The following is a 23,904-nucleotide window of genomic DNA, read 5'->3' on the forward strand; positions in this document are numbered from 1 at the left end:
CCTGCCGTTCGGCGGCGGAACGCCGCGGCGGCTGCCGCGCGGACGCGTCGCCGCGCTGGTGGGCGGCAGCGTCGCCCTGCTGGCCCTCGCGACGGCCGGCACGGTCGTCGCCCTCGCCGGCACCGGCAGGGCCCCGCACCACACCGACGGCCTCTCGGCCCCGCCCTCCGTCACCACACAGCTCACCGGAACCAGCGAGCCACCCGGCACCACGCCCCCGGGCGGCGCGACGGTCGGCCCGAGCCTCACACCGACGACATCAGCGTCGACGTCCACCACGCCGACACCGACGGACAGCACGACGGGCCTGACGACCCCGCCCACGACACCGCCGACGACCGCACCGACGGACCCGCCGACGACGGTTCCGACGACGGCGTCGACCACTACGTCGAAGCCGCCGCCCCCGGTGGTCAAATCCGCCTCGGTCGACACGTTCATGGCTACCCGTGGGTCGAACGCGACGGCCTCGTTCTCCATCGGCAAGGGCAGCACCGGCACCTTCACCATCACGTTGACGTGGTACGACGCGGACAGCAAAGGAAATCCCGTAGCGCAGGATGGGCCCTCGGAGACGTTCACCTTCACGGGGGAGTACAACTTCAGCAGGTCCCACACCTTCGACGGCCTCAACTGCAACCGACAGTGGGGTGTGCGGATCTCGACAAAGCCTGCCGCCGCTGCCCAGAGCATCGCCTACCGGTCCATCACGCGGGGTGCCTGCACTCCCCCACCCGTGGGCTGACCGCCCAGCGCGAGCGTTACGGCACGGGGTTGCGCGAGTCGTAGCGCGCAAATCCCGGCTGCAGGGCCGCCAGCGTGATGACGACCGCGATGCACGCCAGCCCCCCGCCCACGATGGCGGTGCCCGGGGAGAAGAGATCGGCGGCCGATCCGGCGAGGAAGTCGCCCAGGCGGGGGCCGCCCGCGACGACGACGATGAAGACGCCCTGGAGGCGGCCGCGCATGTCGTCGGGGGCGGCGGCCTGGAGCATGGTGTTGCGGAAGACCATGGAGATGGTGTCGGCGCATCCGGCCAGTGCGAGGAAGACGAGTCCGAGCCATAGGTTGCGGGTGAGGCCGAAGACGGCGACGGCCGCGCCCCAGCAGGCGACCGAGACCAGGACGACGAGGCCCTGGCGGTGGATGCGGCCGAGCCAGCCGGAGAAGAGGCCGCCGAGCAGCGCGCCGACGGCCGGGGCGGCGATGAGCAGGCCTACGGTCTTGGCGTCGCCCGCGAACCAGATGACGGCGATGGCCGGGAAGAGCACGCGCGGCTGAGCGAGCACCATCGCGGCCATGTCGGTGAAGAACGTCATCCGCAGATTGGGCCGGCCGGCCAGGAAGCGCAGTCCGTCCAGCACCGAGGCCCATCCGCGACGGGTGCCTGCGGCCGTCGACGCGTCGTGTTCCGGGGTCATCGAGGGCAGGCGCCACATGGCGTAGAGGGAGGCGGAGAAGGTGACCACGTCGATCAGGTACGCGGCCTGGTAGCCCCACAGGCCGACGAAGACGCCGCCGAGCATGGGCCCCGCCATCGTGCCCAGGCCACCGGCGAGCGAGGCCAGGGCGTTGGCTGCGGGCAGCTGCTCCGGCGGGAGCAGGCGCGGGATCATCGAGGAGCGGGCCGGGGAGTTCAGGGCGAAGCAGACGGACTGCAGGGCGACGATCGCGTACAGCAGCTCGACCTGTCGCAGGTCGAGCAGGGCGGCGCCCGCCAGGACACCGGACAGGACGGTCGCGCCGAGGGCGCTGGCCAGCCCGAGCTTGCGGCGGTCCACGGCGTCGGCGATGGCGCCGCCGTAGAGCCCGAATATGACGAGCGGGACCAGGGAGCAGAGGCCCACCAGCCCTACCGAGAAGCTGGACCCGGTGATCGCGTAGACCTGCAGGGAGACCGCCATCGCGGTCATCTGCTGGCCGATCCAGGAGACCATGTTGCCGAACCACAGCCGGCGGAAGTGCGGGGACTCGCGCAGCGGCGTCAGATCCGCGAACACACGACCGGCGGTACGGCGGGATATCCCGGCGGGTGGTGGGGTGGCGGCCGTGCCTGATGCGGTCTCCCGGGGTTCCCGAGGTTCCGCCGAATCGTCGGATCGCTTGCTTCGGAGCACCCGGCACGGTAACAACCGCTCTCCCGGCCCCTGAGCGGCGGGGTCGGACACCTCACGGGTGCCCAGGGCCCGCAACCCTTGAGGAGCCCTTGAGTGGCGCGCATGTGGACTGGGGTTCTCTTAGGGGTGACCCAGAGAGGAAATCGGCTGGTCGGAACCGTTCGGCGGGCTTACTCTGAGCGGAACGAACAGGCTCATAGGGCAGCAACCGGCGCCCAGAGCCTGTCCCGGGAAGCGTCCAGTCACCATGGCCGCCCTTCCGGCTCCGCACCAGGCGCCACCGCGTCCGCACCCGCTCGATACATATGCCCCACCGGGTGTCCGATGCCCGGTCGTAGGCCGCGTCGGCGCATCCGGTTCACTCGAAATGAATGGAGTGCGCGGTGACACCCGAGAAGACCAAGCAGCGCAACCAGGCCACGCCGGGACTAGGTGAATGGCCTCCGCCGCTGAAGGAAGTGCGAAACCTCGACGTCTGGGCCCGGTCCGCGCCGATCAAGCTGGCGGGCTACGAGGACGACGTGGCCGAGTCGCACATCCTGCGGAGCATCGACTAGATCTGCTGGATCGACCGGATCGACGAGTTCGACCTGGCGGACGGACAGCCGCGGTCGCAGGTGGCGTGGGAGCGGATCCCACGCCACCGCCGCATGTGTGGGGCCAGGAGCGGGCACGGAGCGCGACGCGGGCCCGGGACGCAAGCAGGCCCGGGACGGCAGCAGGCTCGGGACGGCAGCGGATCCCGGACGGCAGCAGGTCCGGAACAAAAAGGAGCCCCGGCCAGGACGGGGGGACCGGGCCGGGGCAACACGGGGGAAAGGGGCGGTTTCGCGCCACCCTTCGGACTTAGTTTAACACTCAATGAGTGATGTTCGACTCCACTGTTTCCTGCAATTCCGCCGCCTGCGGTTCCCCCGCTTCCCGCTCCGGGGGGTCTACGCTCCGACGCCGGGCTGGAACACCCGGGCGGCCGGGGCGTAGTCGAACGGCGGCTCGGGAGCCGGCACCGCCGGCTCGGCCGTGCGTACCGCCTCCAGCGCGCGCGGCGCGGCGTGCAGACCGCCGAGGGCCTCGCAGAGCTTCCGGGCGTCGACCGGCAGGTCCCGCCGCCAGGCCATCGCCACGACCGGCGAGAACAGCGCCATCCCGGCCCCCAGCGAGCTGTGCACCGAGAGCCGCACCAGCGTGCCGGCGCCGTACGGCAGCAGGTCGAAGCCGTACTCGGGGACCTGTGTGCCCAGCGGGCTCCACATGCGCTGGCCCCGGAACACGATGTGCCGGCAGGGCTCGTAGCCCGCGCACACCAGCCGGTGCTCCCGGTGCCGTCCGGGATAGCGGTAGCGGTACTCGGCGTTCGCGCCCGGCGGCACGGCATCCCCGTCGACCCCGGCCACGCCCGAGCTCCACAGCGAGAGATTCCGGGCGTCGGCAAGGAAGTCGAAGACCTCTGCGGCCGGCCTCGACACGATCACGCTTGTGGTCACCCTCGGCATCGCAAACCTCCCCGTTGCCGGCCGTGCCGGCTTTGGCTGTTGGCTCAGAGATGCGGGCGGCACGTCGGCGGCCCGGGAGCCACAGGACTGCAGGTTCTCTCTGGGACTCCTCACCGAAATCCTGCATCCCAAAAGCCCGCGTGTCGTGGCAATGCGGCCATTCGGGTGATCAAGGAAGCGGGGGCGCCGAACGGGGCCGTAAGGCGAGGGCTAGCCTCGAGACGTGGTGGACAAGGAACCCGCGCCGTTCGAGCGCGGAACGGACGGACCCAAGGTCATCGTCGTCGGAGCGGACGGCTCCGATTCCTCGTGGCGGGCGGTGTCCTACGCCGCCGGCCTGGCGCGGCGGCAGAACGCGCTGCTCGCCGTCGTCTATGTACAGCCGCTCATCGTCACCGGCACACTCCTCGGCGCCCCGGTGGCCGAGGTCACCACCGAGGTCGCCGACGAGCTGATGGCCGAGATCCGCCGGTCGGCGGAGCGGCTCCAGGGGATATTCGCCGTGCGCTGGGAATTCCACACCGTCCGCGGCGACCCCTACAACGGGCTGGTCACCGCGGCGGACTCACTGAAGGCCGACGCGGTGGTGGTCGGCGCCTCCGAGCACGCCGGACACCGCATCGTCGGTTCGGTCGCCATCCGGCTGGTCAAGGCCGGACGCTGGCCGGTCACCGTAGTGCCGTAGCCGCCACCGGTGCGTACTTGTAGCCCACCCGGCGGACGGTCACGATGCTGCCGCGGTGCTCGGCACCGAGCTTGCGGCGCAGCCGCGCCACATGCACGTCGACGGTACGGCCGTCGCCCACGTGACCGTAGCCCCAGACCGTGGTGACGAGCTGGTCGCGGGAGTGCACGCGGTGCGGGTTGGCGACGAGATGGGCGAGGAGTTCGAACTCCAGGTAGGTCAGGTCGAGGGGACGGCCGTCCACCGCCGCCGTACGGCGCTCGGCGTCGATCCGTACCCGGGCGCCGGGTTCGTGCGCGGGTTCGGGGACCGCCTCCACCGCGACCGGTCCCACTTCCGCGGGAACCAGGACCAGGTAGCCGACCATCCGCTGCTGGCCGGGAACGGTCGGCAGTACGTGGCCGGGCGCCGGCATCCAGGTGGCACCGGGCGGCAGGAAGTCGGGGGCGGGCGGGACCTCGTCGGGCCGTACGGCACGCAGCCGCGAGCGCAACGGGGTGGTGGTCCCGCCGGACCGCTGCTGGGAGAGGCTGACGGCAGGGAGGTTCAGGGACTGGGTGTTCGACATGGGTTCGGCTCTTTCGCGCGAGGGGTCGTTGGCTGGACGACGTATTGCGCGGTACCGGAATCCGTACTGCTGACGGCGACGGCCGGAGGCCGTGGTCCGCAGGTCAGCGGGGAGTGCGGGTCCGCGCGGTGATCGCGCGGCAACACTCTCGGTCGAAGTGGTGTCCCTGCCGGGACGGCCAGAAGGGCTCGAGGTCGGTGCGACCTGTCGCGATGTCAGTGTGGCTGGCCATGAGCCCTATTGAACCAGAAGCCACGCCCCGCGCGGCAGGGGGATGCCGGCGGAACGTGGATTCCGGTCATTTCGGGGCCACTACGGGGTCGCTACGGGTGCGTCACACGGCCTCGCGCGGCTCCACGCGCCTCGCAGGACCTCACATGGGCAGCGGAGCCGGGTCGGGCACCGGCTCCGGATGCGGTGTCGGCTCGGGCTGCGGCAGGGGTTCGGGCGACGGCAGCGGCGGGCCGGGCGGCATGGGACCCGGGCCGGGCTGCGGCGCCGGGCGCGGCACCGGGTCCGGCTGAACGGGGTCCGGGGGCTGCGGCGTCGGTTGCGGATCGGGCACCGGGGGAACGCTCGCCCGGATGACGGTCCGGTCGGGACAGTCCATGGACTTCTCCTTCGCGTCGTGTCGTTGTATCGCTCTGTCGGTTTGTCGTCGTTACCGACGCGGCCGCTGCCCGCGCCTACCCAACGGCCGGGACGCTACGCACGCGTACGCCCGCCCCGTCGACAGGGAAAGCCGGTTCTCCGGCGTTTCCACCTATCCTCTGGATCATGACCTGGTTGCGCGCGCTGAAGGAGACCGGGCGCTCCGGGTTGAGCGTCGAGCGGACCTGGCTCGAACCCCTGGTGGCCGTCCGTGGTGCGGCCGGGGTCGCGATCGTGATCGCGCTGTCCCTCTGGCTGTCCTCCCCCGCGGTGGCCGCGTCGTCGGCGTTCGGCGCCTTCGCCGCGGGCACCGCCACCTTCCAGCGCAGCTGGCGGTCCCGCCCGGTGCTCTCCCTCGCCGCGGGCACCGGCCTCGCCATCAGCACCTTCGTGGGCTACCTGGCCGCTTCCCATCTCGTTGTCTTCGTCCTGCTGCTGGCCGTGTGGGCCTTCCTGGCCGGGATGGCGTGGTCGCTCGGCCCGACATCCGGCATCGTCGCGGCGCTGACCGTCGCCGTCATGATGGTCGTCGTCACGCTGCCCACGTCCGTCAAGGACGCCCTGGGACATGCCCTGGTGATCGCCTTGGGCGGGCTGGTGCAGGCGGCGCTCATCCTGCTCTTCCCCATCCGCCGCTGGGGGAGGCAACGGGACGCTCTCGCGGACGCGTTCGCCGCCGAGGCGGCCTACGCCCGGCGGCTGCGCCAGGATCCGCACGCCCCGTTCGATCCCGAACCGCTGATGACGGCCCGCAGCGCGGCCGCGGTGACACCGTGGCAGGCCCGGCGCCGTCCGGAGGAGCTGCACGGCAAGCGGGCGCTGGCGGAGCGGATCCGGCCGGTGCTGGCATCGCTCGCCGACCCCGCGGTCGGCGCCGCGGAGGAAGGCCCGGAACGGGATCGGGCGCGTGAGCTGCTGGCGGCGGCCGCCACCGTGCTGGACGCGGTGGCCCGCGCGATCCGGCACGCGAAACCGGTGAAGCTGCCGAAGGAGGTCGACGCCTTCCTCGAAATCCCCGAGCCGGAGGCAGAACTGACCGGCTCGGCCCGCCGGGCCGCCGCCCGGCTGATCAGCCTGCTCGCCGCCGCTGTGGAGAGCGCCAACGGCTCGGGCCCCTCCGACACCACCGAGTCCGCACACCTGCTGCGCCCCACACTGCCGCGGCTCGTCCCGCTGGCCGCGCGGGCCATGCGCCATGAGATGCGCTGGAAGTCGGCGGTGTTCCGGCACACGGTGCGGCTGTCCGCGGTCGCCGCGACGGGCTACCTGATCGGCGCGGCGCTGCCGCTGGGCCATGGCTACTGGGCGCCGATGGCCTCGGTCATGATCATGCGTCCGGACTTCTCCCAGACCTACGCGCGCGGCGTGGCCCGCTTCGTCGGGACGCTGGTGGGAGTGACCGTCGCCACCGGAGTGATGCAGGCGGCGTCTCCGGGCGTCTATCTCTGCGCGGCCCTCGCCGTGGTGTGCATCGCCCTGATGTACCTGCTGATGCGCACCGGCTACATCGTTGCGCAGGCCTGTGTCTCGGCCTACGCGGTCCTGCTGCTGGGCATGGGCGGCAGCCTGTGGACCCAGACGGTTCCCGAACGTGTCCTGCTGACGCTGCTCGGCGGGGTGCTGGCGATGGCCGCCTATGCCGTGTTCCCCGCCTGGGAGACCCCGCGGCTGCGCGACCGGCTCGCGGAGCGGCTGGAAGCCACGGCCGGCTACACGGCCGCGGTCCTGGAGGGTTTCGCGGATCCGGCGAAACGGCGCTCCTCGACGGTCCGGGAGGCGCTGCTCGACGCCCGCGCGGCCAGCGCCACCTGGGACCAGGCCGTCGCACGCGCCGACGCCGAACCCGTCCGGCACCGCGGGCTGTCCCGGCGGGCCGCGCAGGACGCCGACACGGTCCTCTCCGCGATGGGCCGGGTGGGCATGCTGATGGAGGCCCATCTGCCCGGCCGGGACGCCGACCCCCTACCGTCCGCAGCGGAGTTCGCCCGCGTACTCCGCGAGGCCGTCGCCGAATCCGCGCAGGCGGTCCGCGACGGTGCGCCGCCGCGCTGGGACGCGGTCCGGGCCGTCCTCGACGGCTGGCAGGGCGACACCACCCGGGAACGCATGGTCCGCCGGGGCGCGGAACTGCAGATGGAGACACTCGACGAGTTCGAGGAGGCGTTGCGCTCCCGCTCCGGCACCCGGCCCCCGCCCCTGTGACGCGGATCCGGCTCCCCCGCGGCGGGTTGGTCCGTAAGGTGAGCGGATGGCCGTCCAGAACTGGAAGTTCGTCCTCGCGGCGGTGTCCGCGCTGCTCTCGCTCAGCGCCGTCGTGCTGGTCCTCCCGGCGCTGACGGGCGCCGTCGGCTGGACCTCCGTCATCGCCGCGGGCGCCCTTGCCGCGGTGACGGGAACGGTGGCCCTGCTGTCCGACGGCGGCGAACACCACAGCTGAGGCCGGTCCAGGGCTGGTTGCGCAAGATCGTCCGGCCAGGGTGTGATGGGACCATGGACTCTCGCACCCTGTACCTGTTCGGCTCGGCCGCCCCGCCCGTTTTCGACATAGCCCGGGTGATCGACGACGCGCAGGCCGACGGCTGGGACGTGTGTCTGGGCCTCACCCCCACCGCGGCCCACTGGCTCGGCGACCACCTCGACGGCCTCGCCGCACTGACCGGTCACCCGGTGCGGTCGCAGTACAAACTCCCGGGCGAACCGGACGTCTGGCCGCCCGCCGACGTGATCCTCTTCGCACCGGCCACGTTCAACACCATCAACCAGTGGGCTCTCGGGATCACCAACCACTTCGTGGTGGGCGTCGCCGCCGAGGCCCTGGGCAAGGGCATCCCCACGGTGGCCATGCCCTGCCTGAACTCCGCCATCGTCCAGCACCCGCAATTCGAGCGGTCCCTGGGCGAGTTGCGACTGGCCGGCGTGACGGTCCTGCACGGCGAGGGCGGCTTCGTCCCGAACCGCCCGGACGAGGACCAGCCGTCCGCGTACCCCTGGCACCTGGCCCTGGCAGCCGCAAGGAACGTCGCCCCCGCCATCCGCTGACCCATCGGCCGGGCCGGGGGCAGCGCTCGTGGGTCCGCACACCAGGCACTCATCGACGCCGAAGCCGGCTGCGTGAAGGGCGCCCGGCATCGTAAGGGACACGAATTGCCGCTCCACCCCATGGCGACGCACCGTAGCGCTACGGTCACGCGACCACCGTGCAGCACCAGGGGGACCCATGCGCATCCGCACCATCGCCGTTACCGCCGCCGTCATCATCAGCACCGCGGCGCTCAGCGCCTGCGACCCCAAGGCCACCGCGCCGGCCGGTGCCCCGGCCCCGTCCGGCGCGGCATCCGTCCCGTCCGCCTCAGCGGCATCGTCCGCCGCGGCTCCCGCCAAGACGGCGACCGTCCCCGTCTTCATCGGCATGGGGCTCCAGTCGGCGCAGGACGCCGCCCAGGCCGCCGGATTCGCCGGCCTCACCTCGCATGACGCCCTCGGCCGCGCGCGCCACCAGATCCTTGACCGGGATTGGCGGGTCTGCTCGCAGAACCACGCGGCGGGGAAGAGCATCCCCGTCGACACCACCCTCGACTTCGGGGCGGTCAAGCTCGAGGAGAAGTGCCCCGGCACCGACCGGACGCCGCCGAAGGAGGCCGGGGAGACCATGCCGGACTTCGTCGGCAAGTCCGTGAAGGCGGCGCACCAGGCTCTTCCTTCCAACGCATCCGTCGACTCCAAGGACGCCACCCAAGGACGCTTGATCATCATCGAGAGCAACTGGCAGGTGTGCACCCAGACGCCGGCGGCCGGCGCCGCGCTCAACGGACAGCCGGTGATGTTCACGGCGGTGAAGTTCGGTGAGTCCTGTCCATAGGAATCCCGTCCATGGACAGGTGGACGAACAGCCGCGTCCCCTTCGCCGGGGTGAAGGGGACGCGGCCATGGGAAGTGGATCGGCGTCAGCGGATCGGCATGCCCGACAGGGTGCGGGCGATGACCAGGCGCTGGATCTCGCTCGTGCCTTCGAAAATGGTGTAGATCGCGGCATCCCGGTGCATGCGCTCGACCGGGTATTCGCGGGTGTAGCCGTTGCCGCCGAGGATCTGCATGGCCTGGGCGGTGACGGTCTTGGCGGTCTCGCCGGCGTAGAGCTTGGACATGGAGCCCTCGGCCGAGGTGAAGGGCCGGCCGGCCGCGGCCATCCAGGAGGCGCGCCAGACCAGGAGGCGGGCGGCGTCGATCTGGGTGCGCATGTCGGCGAGTTGGAAGGCGATGCCCTGGTTGTCGATGATCGGGCGGCCGAACTGCACGCGGGTCTTCGCGTAGTCGAGGGCGACCTCGTAGGCGGCGCGGGCGATGCCGACCGCCTGGGCGCCGACGGCCGGGCGGGAGGCCTCGAAGGTGGCCATCGCGGCGTTCTTGACCCGCTCGCCGCCGGTCTTGGCGCGCTCGTGGGCGCGGGCGAGGCGCTCGTCGAGCTTCGCCTTGCCGCCCAGGAGGCATTCGCCGGGGATGCGGCAGTCCTCGAGGACGACCTCGGCGGTGTGCGACGCGCGGATGCCGTGCTTCTTGAACTTCTGGCCCTGGGACAGGCCGGGGGTGTTCGGCGGGACGATGAACGAGGCGTGTCCCTTGGAGCCGAGCTCGGGGTCGACGACCGCGACGACGACGTGGACGGCCGCGATGCCGCCGTTGGTCGCCCAGGTCTTGGTGCCGTTGAGCACCCATTCGTCCTTGGCCTCGTCGTAGACCGCGCGGGTGCGCATCGCGGAGACGTCGGATCCCGCGTCGGGCTCCGAGGAGCAGAAGGCGGCCACCTTGACGTCGTTGACGTCGCCGTACATCTGCGGGACCCAGGTGCCGATCTGCTCCTCGGTACCGTTGGCCAGGACGCCGACGGCGGCCAGTCCGGTGCCGACGATGGACAGGCCGATGCCCGCGTCGCCCCAGAACAGCTCCTCCATGGCCATGGGGATGCCGAGGCCGGTGGGGTCGAAGAACTGCTGGGCGTAGAAGTCGAGGGAGTAGAGACCGATCTTGGCGGCCTCCTGGATGACCGGCCAGGGCGTCTCTTCGCGCTCGTCCCACTCCGCGGCCGCCGGGCGCATCACGTCGGCCGCGAAGCCGTGGATCCAGTCGCGCACGGACTTCTGGTCGTCGTTGAGCTCGAGCGTGAAGTCGCCCATGTCCCCTCCACCTGGTTGTTACTTGCGGTAACATCAGTCTGTTACCCGTGAGTAGGGGCTGTCAACTCCCCGCCGTGAACCCGGCTGCCCCGACCGGGGTGTTACGTTGCGCAGAGTGCACGAAATCGAACAGACAGGGAGTACCGGGTGGACACCGGCCAGCGGCAGGACCAGCGGACGGCGACGGAGCGACGGCGTAAAGAGCTGCTCGAGGCCGCCGACCGCGTCGTACTGCGGGACGGACCCGAAGCCTCCATGAACGCCATCGCCGCCGAGGCCGGAATCACCAAGCCGATTCTCTATCGTCACTTCGGCGACAAGAGCGGCCTGTACCGGGCGCTCGCCCAGCGGCACACCGACGCGCTGCTCGCCTCGCTGCGCGCCGCCCTCAACTCCGGCAACGACCGCCGCGACCGGGTCGAGGCCACGCTGCACGCCTATCTCGCCGCGATCGAGACCCGCCCCCAGGTGTACCGCTTCCTGATGCACCCGGCCGAGGCGCCGGGCGACGGGGAGAAGGGCTTCGACGGCGGCCGGCACTCCTCCTCGCTGCTGCGGCGGATGGGCGAGGACCTGGCCGAGGTGATCGCCGAGCGGCTCGACCTGGGCCCGCAGAGCCAGGAGTTGGCACGGGTCTGGGGTCACGGCATCGTCGGCATGATGCACGCGGCGGGCGACTGGTGGCTCAGCGAACGCCCGGTCTCACGCGACCAGTTGGTCAGCCACCTCGCCGACCTGCTCTGGGGACGGCTGGCCGCGGCCGGCGACCGGGCGGGCAGCCCGGGGCTGTAGAACCCGGAATCCGGGGAACCCGGAATCCGGGGAACCCGGAATCCCGCCGGGCAGGCCCTACCTAGTTCTGCCGCGCCCAGGGCGCCCGGCGCGCGGCCCGCAGGGCGCGGCGGCGGCGCAGCCCGCCGAGGCGGTCGGTGAACAGGCCGCCGTCGAGGTGGTCGCACTCGTGCTGCAGACAGCGGGCGAAGAAGCCGGTGCCGGCGATCCGCACCGGCTCACCGCGGACGTCGAAGCCCTCCACGACCGCGTGGTCGTGGCGGGTGGTGCCCGCGTTGATGCCCGGCAGCGACAGACATCCCTCGGAACCCGTGACGGTGACGCCGTCCACCTCCGCCAACCGCGGGTTGACGACATGTCCCAGGTGCCGCACGTCCTCGTCGTCGGGGCAGTCGTAGACGAACACCCGCAGGGCCGTACCGATCTGGTTGGCGGCCAGCCCGACGCCGTCGGCGGAGTACATGGTGGCGAACATGTCCTCGACGAGACGGGCCAGTTCGGCGTCGAACGCGGTGACCTCGGCGCACGGCGCATGGAGCACCGGGTCGCCGATCAGACGCATCGGACGGATGGTGCCGGTACTGCCGGGGATGGTGCCGCGTCGCATGCCGGCAAGCGTAGAGCCTGTACGTGGCGGGGCGGACGGTGCGGGGGCCGCGCGGGAATGTAGATAGGCTGCTCCGAGACCGAGGCCTCCCGGGTGTTGGATCGGCGTGGAGGGGCGGACACTCGGCCACCGCGAGGCTTGTGCAGGTGTGGGGGCCGGACGCGAGGAGGATGTTAGACGATGGCAGGCAACTCGGAGCCACTGACTCCGCGGGCCAAGCTGGCCGTGACGGCGGGCAAGGCGGCTGCGGCGGTGTCCCGTGCGGCGGGTCGCGGCAGCGGATCGGTGATCGGCGGACGGGTGGCCCTGAGGGTCGACCCCGATCTGCTGGCCCGGCTGGCAGGGCACCTCGATGTCGTGCTGGTGTCCGCCACCAACGGCAAGACGACGACGACCCGGCTGCTCGCGGAGGCGCTGCGGGCCAACGGCCCGGTGGTCTCCAACGCTCTGGGCGCGAACATGCCGGCCGGTATCACCTCGGCGCTCGCCGGCGGCGCGGACGCCCGCTACGGCGTGATCGAGGTCGACGAGAAATACCTGGCCGGTGTCGCCCGTGATGTCGCCCCCAAGGCCATCGCCCTGCTGAACCTCTCCCGCGACCAGCTCGACCGCGCGGCCGAGACCCGCATGCTCGCCGAGCACTGGCGCGAGGGCCTGTCCGGTACGGACGCCATCGTCATCGCCAACGCCGACGACCCGCTGATCACCTGGGCCGCCTCCTCCTGCCCCACCGTGGTGTGGGTCGCAGCCGGCCAGGAGTGGAAGGACGACGCCTGGTCGTGCCCGTCGTGCGGCGGCGTGCTCCAGCGCCCCTCCGACGACTGGTTCTGCGGTGACTGCGGCTTCCGCCGTCCCACGCCGACCTGGGCGCTCTCCGGCGACCACGTCATCGACCCGTACGGCGCGGCCTGGCCGATCCGCCTGCAACTGCCGGGACGGGCCAACAAGTCCAACGCGGCCGTGTCCGCCGCGGCCGCGGCCGCCTTCGGGGTGGAGCCGAAGGTCGCGCTGGAGCGGATGTACGCGGTGCAGGCGGTGGCCGGACGTTACGACGTCGTCACCTACCTGGAGCGCGAGCTGCGGCTGCTGCTGGCGAAGAACCCGGCCGGCTGGCTGGAGACCTTCTCCCTCATCGACGGCCCGCCCACCCCGGTGATCCTGTCCGTCAACGCCCGCGGCGCGGACGGCACCGACACCTCCTGGCTGTGGGACGTGGACTACACCCGGCTCGCCGGGCACCCGATCTACGTCATCGGCGACCGCAAGCTGGACCTCGCGGTCCGCCTCGAGGTCGCGGGACTGGACTTCCGCGTCTGCGCGGACGTCGACGAGGCGGTGCGCTCCGCGCCCCCCGGCCGGATCGAGACCATCGCCAACTACACGGCCTTCCAGGACCTGCGCCGCCGCGTCGGCAACTGACCCGGACAAGGAGAAGCAAGCATGAGCGATTCCAGCCTTCGCCTGGTGTGGGTCTACCCGGACCTGCTGAGCACCTACGGCGACCAGGGCAACGCCCTGGTCGTGGAGCGGCGTGCCCGCCAGCGCCGCCTCAACGTCAGCCGGATCGACGTCCGGTCCGACCAGCCCATCCCCACCTCCGGGGACATCTATCTGATCGGAGGCGGTGAGGACCGCCCGCAGCGCCTCGCCGCGGAGCGGCTGCGCCGCGACGGCGGACTGAACCGCGCGGTCGCCAACGGCGCGATCGTCTTCTCCGTGTGCGCCGGCTACCAGATCCTCGGCCATGAGTTCGTGAACGACCTGGGCCGCCCCGAGGCCGGCCTGGGGCTGCTCGACGTCGTCAGCGTGCGCGGTGACGGCGAGCGCTGCGTCGGCGACGTCCTGGCCGACATCGACCCGCGGCTCGGCCTGCCGCCGCTGACAGGTTTCGAGAACCACCAGGGCATCACCCACGTCGGCCCGAGCGCGCGCCCGCTGGCGACCGTCCGGTACGGCAAGGGCAACGGGACCGGCGACGGGACCGAGGGCGCGTACAACGACACCGTCTTCGGCACGTACATGCACGGCCCGGTCATGGCCCGCAATCCGCAGATCGCCGACCTGCTGCTGAAGCTGGCGCTGGACGTGAACGCCCTGCCGCCGGTCGACGACCAGTGGTACGAGGCGCTGCGCACGGAGCGGATCGCGGCGGCGGGCCAGCCCGCCTGAGGCGGTGAGCGGTGTCCGCAGTGCGGGCGGCTGTGCGCCGTCCGCCTGCGGCTGGCTAAGGTAACGGGGGTTCCATCCGGACGACGGGGTCCGGCCGTCCGTTTGGAAATCGCGGGAGTGCGAGAGCAATGCGTATTGGTGTGCTGACGAGCGGCGGAGACTGCCCCGGACTCAATGCCGTCATCCGGTCGGTGGTGCACCGCGCCGTGGTCGACCACGGCGATGAGGTCATCGGGTTCCACGACGGCTGGAAGGGCCTGCTGGAGTGCGACTACCGCAAGCTGGACCTGGACGCCGTCAGCGGCATCCTGGCCCGCGGTGGAACGATCCTGGGCTCGTCCCGGGTGCAGCCCGCGCATCTGCGCGGTGGCGTGGAGCAGGCCAGGGGCCATGTACGGGACCTGGGCCTGGACGCGATCATCCCGATCGGCGGTGAGGGCACCCTCAAGGCGGCCAAGCTGCTGTCGGACGCCGGCCTGCCGATCGTGGGCGTGCCCAAGACGATCGACAACGACATCGCGTCGACGGACGTCACCTTCGGGTTCGACACGGCCGTCATGGTCGCCACCGAGGCCCTCGACCGCCTCAAGACCACCGCCGAATCGCACCAGCGGGTGCTGATCGTCGAGGTCATGGGCCGGCACACCGGCTGGATCGCCCTGCACTCGGGCATGGCGGCCGGCGCGCACGCCATCGTGGTGCCGGAGCGGCCCTTCGACATCGGCGAGCTGGCCGATCTGGTCGGCAAGCGGTTCGCGGCGGGCAAGAAGTTCGCGATCGTCGTGGTCTCCGAGGGTGCCAAGCCGCGTGAGGGCTCGATGGAGTTCTCGTCCGGTGCCAAGGACATCTACGGCCACGAGCGGTTCACCGGAGTCGCCACTCAGCTGTCGGTGGAGCTGGAGCAGCGCCTCGGCAAGGAGGCGCGGCCGGTGATCCTGGGCCATGTGCAGCGCGGTGGCACGCCCACCGCCTACGACCGGGTGCTCGCCACCCGGTTCGGCTGGCACGCGGTGGAGGCCGTCCACAACGGTGACTTCGGGATGATGACGGCGCTGCGCGGCACCGACATCAAGCTGGTGCCGCTGGCCGAGGCCGTCGAGCACCTCAAGACCGTGCCGGCCGAGCGCTACATCGAGGCCGAGTGCGTCCTGTAGCCGGGCCCGTCCGCCTTCCGGTGGACGCTGTGCCGGGCTGCCGCCCGCTTCCGACGTAACGGGGCCGCCCCCGGCCGCATCACCGGCCGGGGGCGGCTCTAGTCTGGTGCGGGCGCACGGGTCGAATCGGCACAATGCCGGACGGCGCGGGCGGGGCAGTCGGCACGAACAGGAGAGAGTGACCCATGGACCACGGCGGACACGGCATGCCGATGGACTTGCCGCCGTTCACCCTCGGTCGGGGGCTGGAGTTCAGCGGCGACCCGGTGTTCCTGGCAGGCTGCCTGCTGGCGCTCGGGCTGTACGGGTGGGGCGTGGTGCGGCTGTGGCGGCGCGGCGACCGGTGGCCGGCCGGCCGGATCGTGGCCTTCGTGCTGGGCGTACTGACCGTGGCCTCGGTGATGTGCACCGCGATGAACGACTACGGCATGGTCATGTTCAGCGTGCACATGGTGCAGCACATGGTTATCAGCATGCTCTCCCCCATCCTGCTGCTGCTGGGCGCTCCGGTGACGCTGGCCCTGCGGGCGCTGCCGGCGACCGCGCACGGACGCGGCCGCAAGGGGCCGCGTGAGCTGCTGGTGGTCTTCCTGCACAGCCGGTACATGCGGCTCGTCACCCATCCCGCGTTCACGATCCCGCTGTTCATCGCGAGCCTGTACGCGGTGTACTTCTCGCCGCTCTTCGACTTCCTGATGGGCAGCAGGCTGGGACACATCGCGATGATGACCCACTTCCTCGCCGTCGGCCTGGTCTTCTTCTGGCCGATCATGGGCGTGGACCCGGGGCCGCACCGCCCCAGCCACATCATGCGGATGCTGGAGCTGTTCGCGGGAATGCCGTTCCACGCGTTCTTCGGCATCGCCCTGATGATGGGCACCGAACCGATGGTGACCACGTTCCTGCATCCCCCGGCGTCCCTCGGGGTAGATCCGTTGCAGGACCAGAGCGCGGCGGGCGGCATCGCCTGGGCGTTCAGCGAGATCCCGTCGGTCCTCGTGCTGGTGGCGCTGCTGTTCCAGTGGTACACCTCCGATCAGCGGCAGGCGCGGCGGTCGGATCGCGCGGCCGACCGGGACGGGGACGCGGAGCTGGTGGCGTACAACGCCTATTTGGCATCCTTGGATGCTCGCGGTCGCGGCTGACACAGCTGACCAAGGGGAGGCGCGAGATGGGGGACCAGGTGCGGATATCGGGCGGAGCGCTGGAGCTGCCGGGCGGAGTGACGGTGCGGTTCATGCGCACGTTGCGGCTGCCCGAGACCGGGACGCATCCGCTGCCGCCGGGGATCGGCACGTTTCCGCTGCGCCGGGTGGCGGACTATCCGGACCGGGCGCCCGCCGAGTGGCTGACCCGCGGCGGTGTGGTGCTGCCGGTCTACCAGCGCGAGGCGATGTGGCTGAGCTTCTCCTCGCCGGTGCCGGCCGCGCTCCAGGTGGGCGTGGGCAAGGTGTGTGCGGTCTCGGGGCAGCCGTGGAGCGACCGGCTGTCACAGGATCCGCAGAACTACGTGGTGCTGCCCCGGCAGCCCTGGCTGGACGGCATCAACTCCGGATCCGGCACGATCCGGCAGTTCGTGGCGGTTCCGCTGGGCCTGGGGGCGACGGTGGAGGGCCAGGTCTCCGGCGAGGAGGTCTGGGGCGGGGTGCAGCTCCAGGTCTTCGAGCTGCGGGACGAGCCGCTCGCGGTCTGGCGCGCGGAGCAGGAGCGGCGCGCGGTCGCCACCCGCGGGCCCTGGGGCGTCGCCGCCGAGGAGGACGAGGGAATGCCGCCCATGGCGGGCTACGGCGCGGCGATGCCGATGGAGGCCATGGCCGCCCCTGCCGCACCATCGATGGGCCTGGGCGCGGGCGGCCGGATGCGCCAGGAGGTGTACCGCGACGAGCGGCTGCCGGGCGACTGGCGGCCGACCCCGTCGGGCCGGGTCTTCGTCCATCTGGCGACCGCCCCGCAGTGGCGGCAGATCACCGGCGAGGCGCCGCCGCCGTCCCCGGTGGACCGGGCGGCCTACAACGCGGCGGGCCTGCCCTGGTTCGACTACTACGACGCGGACGCCGCCGATCTGGCGGCCGCGGCACCACTGGCGGACGTGAAGCCGGTGGGCGACTGGCTGGGCGACGACCAGCAGCCGTGGGCGCCGGTCCAGCCCGGCCAGGTGAAGAAACTCAAGGACGACGGCCAGGTGACCGACGGCGACTGGTAGCGCCGGAGGCGGCGGCCGGTCACCATGGAGACCGGGCCGCCACCGGGCGGGTCGTCCTGGGATTCTCGGGGAGGAGGGCCTCATGCCGACACCCGCGAAGGCGATGGCGGTGTGCACCGCGGCATCTCTGGTGGCCGTGTCCGCCTATACGGTGGCGCTGGGCGCGAACGGCTGGCTGTGGTTCGCCTGGGTGCTGCTCGGGCTGTGCACCGCCGCGGTGTTCGCCATCCGGCTCCCCCGCTGACCTCTGGGAGCACTCCGCGGCCACCCGGTTCACCCGAAGGGCCCCGCGCCCCCGCACCGCCGATACCGGTACTCTCGCGCCCCGCCCGTATCGGCACTACTGTGCCTGGTCACCGGGGTGCGGGCGCTCCCCGGCGTGGAGGGGGGAAACGGGCCGCGTGTTTTACCACGTGCTCAAATACGTGATCCTTGGGCCGTTGCTGCGGCTGCTGTTCCGGCCGCGGATCGAGGGGCTGGAGCACATTCCGGACGACGGTGCCGCGATCGTCGCGGGCAACCATCTGTCGTTCTCCGATCACTTCCTGATGCCGGCGATCCTGCCGCGCCGGATCACCTTCCTGGCCAAGGCCGAGTACTTCACCGGCGCCGGGCTGAAGGGCCGGCTGACCGCCGCGTTCTTCCGCGGGGTGGGCCAGATCCCGGTGGACCGGGCGGGCGGCAAGGCCTCCCAGGCGGCGCTGAAGTCCGGGCTCACGGTGCTGCGGCGGGGCCAGCTGCTGGGCATCTATCCGGAGGGCACCCGGTCGCACGACGGCCGGCTGTACAAGGGGCGTACCGGGGTCGCGGCGATGGCGATCACGGCTCAGGTACCGGTGATCCCGTGCGCGATGGTGGGCACCTTCGAACTGCAGCCGCCCGGCCGCAAGCTCCCCCGGCTGGGCCGGGTCACGATCCGCTTCGGCACGCCTCTGGAGTTCAGCCGGTTCGAGGGCATGGAGGGCGAGCGGTACGTGGTGCGGTCGGCGACCGACGAGATCATGTACGCGATCCTGGCGATGTCCGGGCAGGAGTACGTCGACCGCTACGCGAACGAGGTCAAGGCCGAGCAGGCACGCGGCGTCGCGGCGCTGCTGCGCCGGCCGCCGGGAAAGGGCGAACCGCGCGACGAGCCGCCGTCGCCGCGCTAGCGCCCGTCCCGCCAGGGGTACTTGTAACTGCGCATGACCCGGACATGGCCGAACACGGACCGGCCGGTGATGTGCACCACGGGGCCGTCCTCGTCCCAGTCCTCCTTGGTCCTGTCGTGTCCGCCGAGCTGGGAGCGCTTGCCGAACAGGGCGGTCCCGGTGTCGTAGACCCGCGCGTTGTCGGGGACCAGGATCTCGACCTTGCCGCAGAACGAACCGGCCTCGATGACGACTTCACGGCGGGTGAACACCGCCTGCCGCAGGTCGATCACGACGGCGCCGAACCGGGCGCGCGCGACGGTGTGCGGCGGGACCGGCCACTGGCCGCCGCGCCGGATCTTGCTGAAGAGGGCGTCGACGGGATCCGTGTCGGTGGGGGCGACCAGGTGCGCGCCCGCCGCCGGCTCCGGCAGATCGCCGGTGATCGGGGCGAGTTCACCGCGGGTGCGCGCCGAGTACGTGGCTTCGAGCCGCTCGGCGTGCTCGTCCGTGGTGAGCCGGCCGGTCGCGAGCGCGTCGGCGAGAATCGCGGCGGTCTGGTCGCGCTCCTGGTCCGACGCGCGCACGTCGATGTCGGCGGAGCGGGGCTCCGCTGGGGTGTCGGACACCGGGCAACCTCCTGATCGGACGCGGACCAGACTTACGCTATATCGCGACTGTCGCGTTCGCAAGGTCCGCGTCCGCCGACGGGCCGGAGCCGTCCGGAACGCAGCCGAACCCGGTCCACGACCGGGCCCGCAGGAGGTAAACCGCTGGCTCCGCCGCAGGTGAGGGCCATAGGGTCGGGAGCCGTGAACACCAACAGAACAAGGCGCGCGGCATGAGCGCGCGGCTGCGCGGCATCGCCCGGCACACCCAGGAGATCGTCGCGGCGGGCCGGTATCCGGCACCCAGCGGCCGGGACGTTTCGATCGCCGCCGGCGTCGCCCGCGCGGTCGCCGGGACCCGGCTGTTCGGGCCCGAGCCGGTGGACGTGCCTCCGCCGTCCGCTCCGCCGGCGGCCACCGCCTTCGGCGTGACCGGTGAGAGCAGCCTCCAGGCCGCACGCCGGCTGAGGGCGGCCTCGGACGGGCCCGTCGCCGTCCTCAACTTCTCCTCGGCCCGCAACCCGGGCGGCGGTTACCTCAACGGCGCCCAGGCGCAGGAGGAATCACTGTGCCGCGCGTCGGCCCTCTACACGTGCGTGGTGAGCACGCCGGACTTCTACGCCGTCCACCGTGCCGACCGCGACCCCTTCTACACGGACCGGGTCATCCACTCCCCCGCCGTACCGGTCTTCCGCGACGACCGCGGCGCGCTGCTGGAGGAGCCGTACGAGGCGGGTTTCCTGACCTCTCCCGCGCCGAACGCCGGGGTGATCACCCGCAATCTCCCCGACCGGGTGGACCTGATCCCGCGGGCGCTGCTGACGCGCGCGGAGCGCGTCCTGGAGGTCGCCGCCGCCCAGGGCTACCGGCGGCTGGTGCTGGGCGCCTGGGGCTGTGGGGTCTTCCAGTGCGATCCGGCGCAGGTCGCGGACGCCTTCCACCGCCATCTGACCGGCTCCGGGCGCTTCGCCGGCCGGTTCGACGAGGTCGTCTTCCCGGTGCTGGACCGGCGCGAGGACTCCCCCACCCGCGCCGCTTTCGCCGCGAGGTTTAATGAGTCATGACCGACACCGAGGACACGGCGGAAACGAACGAGCACGGGACGTACAACGGGCTGATCGCACTGCTCGACGAGCACGGTGCGGTCTACCGGACCATCGACCACGCGCCGCAGGGCGCCACCGAGTTGGTCAGCGAGCTGCGGGGCAACGCGCTGGCGCAGGCGGCGAAATGCATCATCGTCATGGTCAAGCTCGGCAAGAAGACCACCAAGTACGTGCTCGCCGTCGTGCCCGGTGACCGGCGGCTGGACCTCGGCGCGGTGAAGGCGCTGTTCGGCGGGACGTACATCTCGTTCGCGCCGAAGGAGACCGCCGAGCGGCTGGCCGGCAGTGTCAGCGGCACCGTGCTGCCGTTCTCGTTCGACGAGAAGCTGGAGCTCATCGTGGACCCGGCGCTGCTGGACCACGATGAGATCTTCTTCAACGCGGCCCGGCTGGACCGTTCCCTGGCGCTCTCGGCCAAGGACTACGCGGAGATCGCCGCGCCGCGCGTCGAATCCATCACGGAGGCACCGGCCGTCCCGGGCGGGAAGCGCAACATCGACACCGTCATGGACGCCGTCCCCGAGAAGTGGCTTCCGCACGTCCTGGCCCAAGTGAACGACTACGACGTCAAGGTCGCCAACGTCGAGGGCGAGTTCTCCGAGCACCGGCACGCGGACACCGACGAGTTCTTCCTCGTCCTCGCCGGCCGGCTGCGGCTGGAACTGCCGGACGGAACCGTCGAGCTGGGCCCGCACGAGGTGTTCACCGTGCCGCGCGGCACCCTGCACAAGCCGGTGGCCGAGCCGGGGACCCGGATCCTGATGTTCGAACCGCGGGGCACCGTCAACACCGGTGACGGCAACGAGGGAACGACCGGCGTCGTCCTGCCCTGACCATCCGTCCCCCGCGCCGCGCACCGTCCCACGCCCGGTCCCCGCGCCGCCTCCCGCAGCGGTCCCACAGCCGCTTCTCGCGGTGCGGGACCGGCCCGTCGGGGGCTCTCAACGGCTGCCCGCCCCGGCGTCGCCCCGGCCGTGCAGGAACAGGGCGCGGCTCAGGCAGCCCACGGCCACCGTGCACGCCGCCGTACGCACCATGTTGAGCGCGATCCAGGTGTTCTCGAACTTGTCGCGCACCGCGGCCAGATCGCGGATGTGCGCGGGGTCGCCGGCCTTCGCGAGCTCGTCGTTGAGCGGGATGTTCGCGCCCATCGTGACGAGGAGCGCCACGACGTACAGCGCCACCGACGCCAGCACCCAGCCGAACACGGCGCGCCGCCCCAACCGCCGCTGCTGGAAGGCCGCGACGCCCGTCAGCACCAGGGCGCCGAAGAACGCGAGGAAGAACACCGGGTTCTCGATGGCCACGTTGATGTTCTGCATCGCGCCGATGAACGTCCGGTCGTCACCGCGGCCCAGGCCCGGCATCACCGCGACGTCGAAGCTGAAGAAGACACCCGCCATGAGTGCCGTGGCGACGGTGGCGGCACCCAGCACCGGACCGGCCGCGCTCTTGCGGGCGGGGACCGGAAGCGCCGGGTGGTGCAGCGGAGCCTGGGGCGTCGGGTGGATGTTCGGGGCGCCGTTGGTGTGGTGGGCAGCACTCATCGCTTCGCTTCTCCCTGCGGGGTGTCGGACGGCTACGTTCGGCTGGTTGCTCATGGCTCCAGTCAAGTCCCCGGCGGGACTACGGACCATCGCTCAGACGCGCACCCGCATAAGCAACCGTCCACGCGCGGGCGCGTGGACGGTTGCCGTCACCCCAGGATCCGCTACGAGGCCGTCGTGCCGTACACCTGCATCTCGTAGAGGGAGTAGCCGTAAGCGGTGCCCCGGGCAGTGCCGTTCACCCGGACGTAGCGGCCGGTGCCGGTGAGCCCGGTCAGGTCGTCGGTGGCACCGTTGCCGGTGGTGGTGGAGTAGATCGTCGTCCAGGTCGTACCGTCAGGGGAGGTCTGGATCGTGTACGCCTTGCCGTACGCGGCCTCCCAGAGGAGCTTGACGTGGCTGACGTTCGCGGTGGCGCCCAGATCGACGCGCAGCCACTGCGGGTCGGTGCCTTCCTTGCTGGCCCACCGCGTGGTGGTGAGGTTGCCGTCGAAGGCGGCCGCCGCCGCGAAGGATGTCGATTCGACCGAGGAGGCCGTCGCCGTCCGGCCCTGGGACAGCAGCACCGGGCCGCCGCCGGGAGCGGTGACGGTCAGTGCGTAACCCGCCGAGTGCGCGGCCGATGCCGAGGTTCCGGTGACCGTGAGCGCCGCGGAGCCGGAGGTGGCAGCGGCGTTGGCCGACACCGTCATCACCGAAGTGCCCCCCGCGGTCACCGTCGAGGGCGCGAAGCTCACACTGACACCCGACGGAGCGCCGGTGGCGGAGAGCGTCACCGGCTCCGCCGTACCGGAGGCCACCGGCACGGACACCGTCGAGGTCGTGGACGCTCCCGCGTTGACCGAACCCGCCGCCGGGTTCAGCGACAGCGAGAAGTCGTTGGTGGTGGAAGCGGCTGTGAAGGCCCACTGGCTCGCAGTGCCGGAGCAGCTGCCGGCGACCACCTTGGCGCTCGAGGTCCGGAAGCACTTCTGCCCGGTCTGCATGTCGGAGATGGTGCCGTTGGGGTTGACCGACCACTGCTGAGTCGGGCCACCGGTGCAGGTGTTGAGGACGATGTTGCTGCCGGACGTCGCCGCGCAGAGGTTGTTGATCACCATGAAGGCGCCGTGGAAGGTGAAGCGCTGGGCCGCCGAGCCGTTGCAGGCGGCGGTCTTGAGGGCGGTGCCGGGAGTGGAGCTGTTACCGGGATCCTCCATGCACTGCGCGTTCGAGCCGTTCTTGTACTGGCCGATGGTGGTGTTGGGCTGGGCGCCGCCGTAGCACTTGCCGGTGCTGGTGTTGAAGATCGGCGTCGGGTCGTAGGGCTCGTTGGCGCCGGGGTTGACGACGACCGGTTCCATCGTCGGCGTGCTGTCCGCGTTGTAGTGCGTCAACGCGTCCTCACAGTCGATGGCGTTCATCGCGTTGCCGCCCTTGCCGCCCAGCCACAGGTCGATGTGGTGCAGGCCGGGGCCGCCGTTGGGCCCCTCCTCGCTCCAGTCCGCCTCGCACTCCTGGCAGCTGTCCTCCATGATGAAGTACTTCCTGACCCGCTCGACCCACACCTTCGTGCCGGCCGGGAGCTCCGCCTTGGAGGTCGCGAAGGTGATCGGATCCGCGAACGTGCCGGTACCGCCGGCCGTGTCGTGGATCTGCGGGTACGAGATGTCGCCGCCGGGCGGTGTGTTGTCGTACCAGCCGTAGAACGTCAGGAACGTCTGTTGCGTCGCGGCCGCGGGGGCCGCGGAACTCGGCGCCGCGTTCACCAGTCCGGCGAACGCCGAGATGAGGACGAGACAGGCGGTCGCGAAGAACGCGACAAGAGCACGCCGACTCATGGTGCGGCTCATGGTGCCTCCGTTGCCAGGGGGATCCAGCAGGGTCACCGCAGAGTCGGTCCGAGCACCGGCGCAAGTCAATA

25 protein-coding genes and 2 pseudogenes are annotated in these 23,904 nt (G+C 71.5%); 18 read left to right on the forward strand and 9 right to left on the reverse strand.

Annotated features, from left to right (window positions below):
• Positions 1-745 (forward strand): annotated as a pseudogene (locus G3I60_RS38455) (hypothetical protein); the annotation flags it as partial.
• 16 nt (positions 746-761) lie between these two features.
• Here G3I60_RS38455 and G3I60_RS38460 read toward each other — a convergent pair.
• Positions 762-2,024 (reverse strand): MFS transporter, encoded by a 1,263-nt coding sequence (locus tag G3I60_RS38460; RefSeq protein WP_343241829.1) that lies wholly within the window; start codon positions 2,022-2,024, stop codon positions 762-764.
• 476 nt (positions 2,025-2,500) lie between these two features.
• Here G3I60_RS38460 and G3I60_RS44795 point away from each other — a divergent pair, with 476 nt between their 5' ends.
• Positions 2,501-2,674 (forward strand): hypothetical protein, encoded by a 174-nt coding sequence (locus G3I60_RS44795; RefSeq protein WP_244808988.1) that lies wholly within the window; start codon positions 2,501-2,503, stop codon positions 2,672-2,674.
• 378 nt (positions 2,675-3,052) lie between these two features.
• Here G3I60_RS44795 and G3I60_RS38465 read toward each other — a convergent pair whose 3' ends face one another.
• Positions 3,053-3,601 carry an SRPBCC family protein gene (locus G3I60_RS38465; RefSeq protein ID WP_164298096.1) on the reverse strand — a complete coding sequence of 183 codons (549 nt, stop codon included), beginning with the start codon at positions 3,599-3,601 and terminating at the stop codon, positions 3,053-3,055.
• A 232-nt stretch (positions 3,602-3,833) separates the two neighbouring features.
• Between G3I60_RS38465 and G3I60_RS38470 the strand changes: the two genes are divergently transcribed.
• The gene (locus G3I60_RS38470) at positions 3,834-4,295 is read left to right on the forward strand and encodes a universal stress protein (RefSeq protein ID WP_164298095.1); all 462 of its coding nucleotides are present in this window, start codon (positions 3,834-3,836) and stop codon (positions 4,293-4,295) included.
• On the opposite strand, the gene G3I60_RS38475 is transcribed toward G3I60_RS38470, so the two are convergent.
• Complete coding sequence (locus G3I60_RS38475) at positions 4,279-4,863, reverse strand: winged helix-turn-helix domain-containing protein (RefSeq protein WP_164298094.1); 585 nt, start codon at positions 4,861-4,863, stop codon at positions 4,279-4,281. The genes G3I60_RS38470 and G3I60_RS38475 overlap by 17 nt on opposite strands.
• 373 nt (positions 4,864-5,236) lie before the next feature.
• A complete protein-coding gene (locus tag G3I60_RS44800) occupies positions 5,237-5,473 on the reverse strand; it encodes a hypothetical protein (protein ID WP_203674920.1) in 237 nt (78 codons plus the stop codon).
• Positions 5,474-5,640: 167 nt separating this feature from the next.
• Here G3I60_RS44800 and G3I60_RS38485 point away from each other — a divergent pair, with 167 nt between their 5' ends.
• From G3I60_RS38485 to G3I60_RS38500, 4 genes are all read left to right on the forward strand, one after another.
• Positions 5,641-7,716, forward strand: coding sequence for an FUSC family protein (locus G3I60_RS38485; RefSeq protein WP_164298093.1), 2,076 nt, complete (start codon positions 5,641-5,643; stop codon positions 7,714-7,716).
• A 46-nt stretch (positions 7,717-7,762) separates the two neighbouring features.
• Complete coding sequence (locus tag G3I60_RS38490) at positions 7,763-7,951, forward strand: hypothetical protein (protein ID WP_164298092.1); 189 nt, start codon at positions 7,763-7,765, stop codon at positions 7,949-7,951.
• 53 nt (positions 7,952-8,004) lie between these two features.
• Positions 8,005-8,553, forward strand: coding sequence for a flavoprotein (locus G3I60_RS38495; RefSeq protein WP_138354550.1), 549 nt, complete (start codon positions 8,005-8,007; stop codon positions 8,551-8,553).
• A 178-nt stretch (positions 8,554-8,731) separates the two neighbouring features.
• Positions 8,732-9,373 carry a hypothetical protein gene (locus tag G3I60_RS38500; protein WP_164298091.1) on the forward strand — a complete coding sequence of 214 codons (642 nt, stop codon included), beginning with the start codon at positions 8,732-8,734 and terminating at the stop codon, positions 9,371-9,373.
• 85 nt (positions 9,374-9,458) lie between these two features.
• Here the strand turns inward: G3I60_RS38500 and G3I60_RS38505 are convergent, their stop codons facing one another.
• Positions 9,459-10,685, reverse strand: coding sequence for an acyl-CoA dehydrogenase family protein (locus G3I60_RS38505; protein WP_164298090.1), 1,227 nt, complete (start codon positions 10,683-10,685; stop codon positions 9,459-9,461).
• A gap of 147 nt (positions 10,686-10,832) precedes the next feature.
• Here G3I60_RS38505 and G3I60_RS38510 point away from each other — a divergent pair, with 147 nt between their 5' ends.
• Entirely contained in the window at positions 10,833-11,477 is a 645-nt protein-coding gene (locus tag G3I60_RS38510) for a TetR/AcrR family transcriptional regulator (RefSeq protein WP_164298088.1), read from the forward strand.
• A 61-nt stretch (positions 11,478-11,538) separates the two neighbouring features.
• Here G3I60_RS38510 and def read toward each other — a convergent pair whose 3' ends face one another.
• Positions 11,539-12,084: a peptide deformylase gene (gene def, locus G3I60_RS38515; RefSeq protein WP_138354546.1), complete on the reverse strand. Its 546-nt coding sequence runs from the start codon at positions 12,082-12,084 to the stop codon at positions 11,539-11,541.
• 180 nt (positions 12,085-12,264) lie between these two features.
• Here def and G3I60_RS38520 point away from each other — a divergent pair, with 180 nt between their 5' ends.
• The 7 genes from G3I60_RS38520 to G3I60_RS38545 all read left to right on the forward strand — a co-directional run bounded on the left by G3I60_RS38520 (position 12,265) and on the right by G3I60_RS38545 (position 18,761).
• A complete protein-coding gene (locus G3I60_RS38520; protein WP_138354545.1) occupies positions 12,265-13,503 on the forward strand; it encodes a MurT ligase domain-containing protein in 1,239 nt (412 codons plus the stop codon).
• 21 nt (positions 13,504-13,524) lie between these two features.
• Positions 13,525-14,253, forward strand: a complete 729-nt coding sequence (locus tag G3I60_RS38525) for a type 1 glutamine amidotransferase (RefSeq protein ID WP_138354544.1) — start codon at positions 13,525-13,527, stop codon at positions 14,251-14,253.
• 128 nt (positions 14,254-14,381) lie between these two features.
• The gene (locus G3I60_RS38530; protein WP_138354543.1) at positions 14,382-15,407 is read left to right on the forward strand and encodes a 6-phosphofructokinase; all 1,026 of its coding nucleotides are present in this window, start codon (positions 14,382-14,384) and stop codon (positions 15,405-15,407) included.
• A 185-nt stretch (positions 15,408-15,592) separates the two neighbouring features.
• The gene (locus G3I60_RS38535) at positions 15,593-16,552 is read left to right on the forward strand and encodes a cytochrome c oxidase assembly protein (RefSeq protein ID WP_138354542.1); all 960 of its coding nucleotides are present in this window, start codon (positions 15,593-15,595) and stop codon (positions 16,550-16,552) included.
• A gap of 26 nt (positions 16,553-16,578) precedes the next feature.
• Complete coding sequence (locus tag G3I60_RS38540) at positions 16,579-17,610, forward strand: hypothetical protein (protein ID WP_138354541.1); 1,032 nt, start codon at positions 16,579-16,581, stop codon at positions 17,608-17,610.
• An 82-nt stretch (positions 17,611-17,692) separates the two neighbouring features.
• Entirely contained in the window at positions 17,693-17,854 is a 162-nt protein-coding gene (locus G3I60_RS44805; protein ID WP_187144749.1) for a hypothetical protein, read from the forward strand.
• Positions 17,855-18,011: 157 nt separating this feature from the next.
• Complete coding sequence (locus G3I60_RS38545; RefSeq protein ID WP_164298084.1) at positions 18,012-18,761, forward strand: lysophospholipid acyltransferase family protein; 750 nt, start codon at positions 18,012-18,014, stop codon at positions 18,759-18,761.
• Here the strand turns inward: G3I60_RS38545 and G3I60_RS38550 are convergent.
• The gene (locus G3I60_RS38550; RefSeq protein ID WP_164298081.1) at positions 18,758-19,369 is read right to left on the reverse strand and encodes a DUF1707 domain-containing protein; all 612 of its coding nucleotides are present in this window, start codon (positions 19,367-19,369) and stop codon (positions 18,758-18,760) included. The two genes, G3I60_RS38545 and G3I60_RS38550, sit on opposite strands and share 4 nt — an antisense overlap.
• A gap of 212 nt (positions 19,370-19,581) precedes the next feature.
• Here G3I60_RS38550 and G3I60_RS38555 point away from each other — a divergent pair, with 212 nt between their 5' ends.
• The 3 genes and pseudogenes from G3I60_RS38555 to G3I60_RS44815 all read left to right on the forward strand — a co-directional run bounded on the left by G3I60_RS38555 (position 19,582) and on the right by G3I60_RS44815 (position 21,287).
• Positions 19,582-20,412 (forward strand): TIGR02452 family protein, encoded by an 831-nt coding sequence (locus G3I60_RS38555; RefSeq protein ID WP_164298079.1) that lies wholly within the window; start codon positions 19,582-19,584, stop codon positions 20,410-20,412.
• Positions 20,409-20,912 (forward strand): annotated as a pseudogene (locus G3I60_RS44810) (YbaK/EbsC family protein); the annotation flags it as partial. The gene G3I60_RS38555 and the pseudogene G3I60_RS44810, both read left to right, overlap by 4 nt.
• A gap of 48 nt (positions 20,913-20,960) precedes the next feature.
• Positions 20,961-21,287: a cupin domain-containing protein gene (locus G3I60_RS44815; protein WP_138354567.1), complete on the forward strand. Its 327-nt coding sequence runs from the start codon at positions 20,961-20,963 to the stop codon at positions 21,285-21,287.
• Positions 21,288-21,395: 108 nt separating this feature from the next.
• On the opposite strand, the gene G3I60_RS38565 is transcribed toward G3I60_RS44815, so the two are convergent.
• Both G3I60_RS38565 and G3I60_RS46965 read right to left on the reverse strand, forming a co-directional pair.
• Positions 21,396-22,001, reverse strand: coding sequence for a DUF1772 domain-containing protein (locus tag G3I60_RS38565; protein ID WP_164298075.1), 606 nt, complete (start codon positions 21,999-22,001; stop codon positions 21,396-21,398).
• Between the two features lie 164 nt (positions 22,002-22,165).
• A complete protein-coding gene (locus G3I60_RS46965) occupies positions 22,166-23,833 on the reverse strand; it encodes a discoidin domain-containing protein (protein WP_203674922.1) in 1,668 nt (555 codons plus the stop codon).
• Between the last annotated feature and the right edge of the window lie 71 nt (positions 23,834-23,904).

It is taken from the genome of Streptomyces sp. SID13666 (assembly GCF_010548325.1).
Lineage (GTDB): Bacteria > Actinomycetota > Actinomycetes > Streptomycetales > Streptomycetaceae > Actinacidiphila > Actinacidiphila fildesensis.

What these genes read in the sequence shown, in the direction of transcription:
- G3I60_RS38475 (WP_164298094.1), bottom strand. Translation starts at nt 4,863, where the DNA reads ATGTCGAACACCCAGTCCCTGAACCTCCCTGCCGTCAGCCTCTCCCAG.
- G3I60_RS44800 (WP_203674920.1), bottom strand. Translation starts at nt 5,473, where the DNA reads ATGGACTGTCCCGACCGGACCGTCATCCGGGCGAGCGTTCCCCCGGTG.
- G3I60_RS38485 (WP_164298093.1), top strand. Translation starts at nt 5,641, where the DNA reads ATGACCTGGTTGCGCGCGCTGAAGGAGACCGGGCGCTCCGGGTTGAGC.
- G3I60_RS38490 (WP_164298092.1), top strand. Translation starts at nt 7,763, where the DNA reads ATGGCCGTCCAGAACTGGAAGTTCGTCCTCGCGGCGGTGTCCGCGCTG.
- G3I60_RS38495 (WP_138354550.1), top strand. Translation starts at nt 8,005, where the DNA reads ATGGACTCTCGCACCCTGTACCTGTTCGGCTCGGCCGCCCCGCCCGTT.
- G3I60_RS38500 (WP_164298091.1), top strand. Translation starts at nt 8,732, where the DNA reads ATGCGCATCCGCACCATCGCCGTTACCGCCGCCGTCATCATCAGCACC.
- G3I60_RS38505 (WP_164298090.1), bottom strand. Translation starts at nt 10,685, where the DNA reads ATGGGCGACTTCACGCTCGAGCTCAACGACGACCAGAAGTCCGTGCGC.
- def (WP_138354546.1), bottom strand. Translation starts at nt 12,084, where the DNA reads ATGCGACGCGGCACCATCCCCGGCAGTACCGGCACCATCCGTCCGATG.
- G3I60_RS38520 (WP_138354545.1), top strand. Translation starts at nt 12,265, where the DNA reads ATGGCAGGCAACTCGGAGCCACTGACTCCGCGGGCCAAGCTGGCCGTG.
- G3I60_RS38525 (WP_138354544.1), top strand. Translation starts at nt 13,525, where the DNA reads ATGAGCGATTCCAGCCTTCGCCTGGTGTGGGTCTACCCGGACCTGCTG.
- G3I60_RS38530 (WP_138354543.1), top strand. Translation starts at nt 14,382, where the DNA reads ATGCGTATTGGTGTGCTGACGAGCGGCGGAGACTGCCCCGGACTCAAT.
- G3I60_RS38535 (WP_138354542.1), top strand. Translation starts at nt 15,593, where the DNA reads ATGGACCACGGCGGACACGGCATGCCGATGGACTTGCCGCCGTTCACC.
- G3I60_RS38540 (WP_138354541.1), top strand. Translation starts at nt 16,579, where the DNA reads ATGGGGGACCAGGTGCGGATATCGGGCGGAGCGCTGGAGCTGCCGGGC.
- G3I60_RS44805 (WP_187144749.1), top strand. Translation starts at nt 17,693, where the DNA reads ATGCCGACACCCGCGAAGGCGATGGCGGTGTGCACCGCGGCATCTCTG.
- G3I60_RS38555 (WP_164298079.1), top strand. Translation starts at nt 19,582, where the DNA reads ATGAGCGCGCGGCTGCGCGGCATCGCCCGGCACACCCAGGAGATCGTC.
- G3I60_RS44815 (WP_138354567.1), top strand. Translation starts at nt 20,961, where the DNA reads ATGGACGCCGTCCCCGAGAAGTGGCTTCCGCACGTCCTGGCCCAAGTG.
- G3I60_RS38565 (WP_164298075.1), bottom strand. Translation starts at nt 22,001, where the DNA reads ATGAGTGCTGCCCACCACACCAACGGCGCCCCGAACATCCACCCGACG.
- G3I60_RS46965 (WP_203674922.1), bottom strand. Translation starts at nt 23,833, where the DNA reads ATGAGCCGCACCATGAGTCGGCGTGCTCTTGTCGCGTTCTTCGCGACC.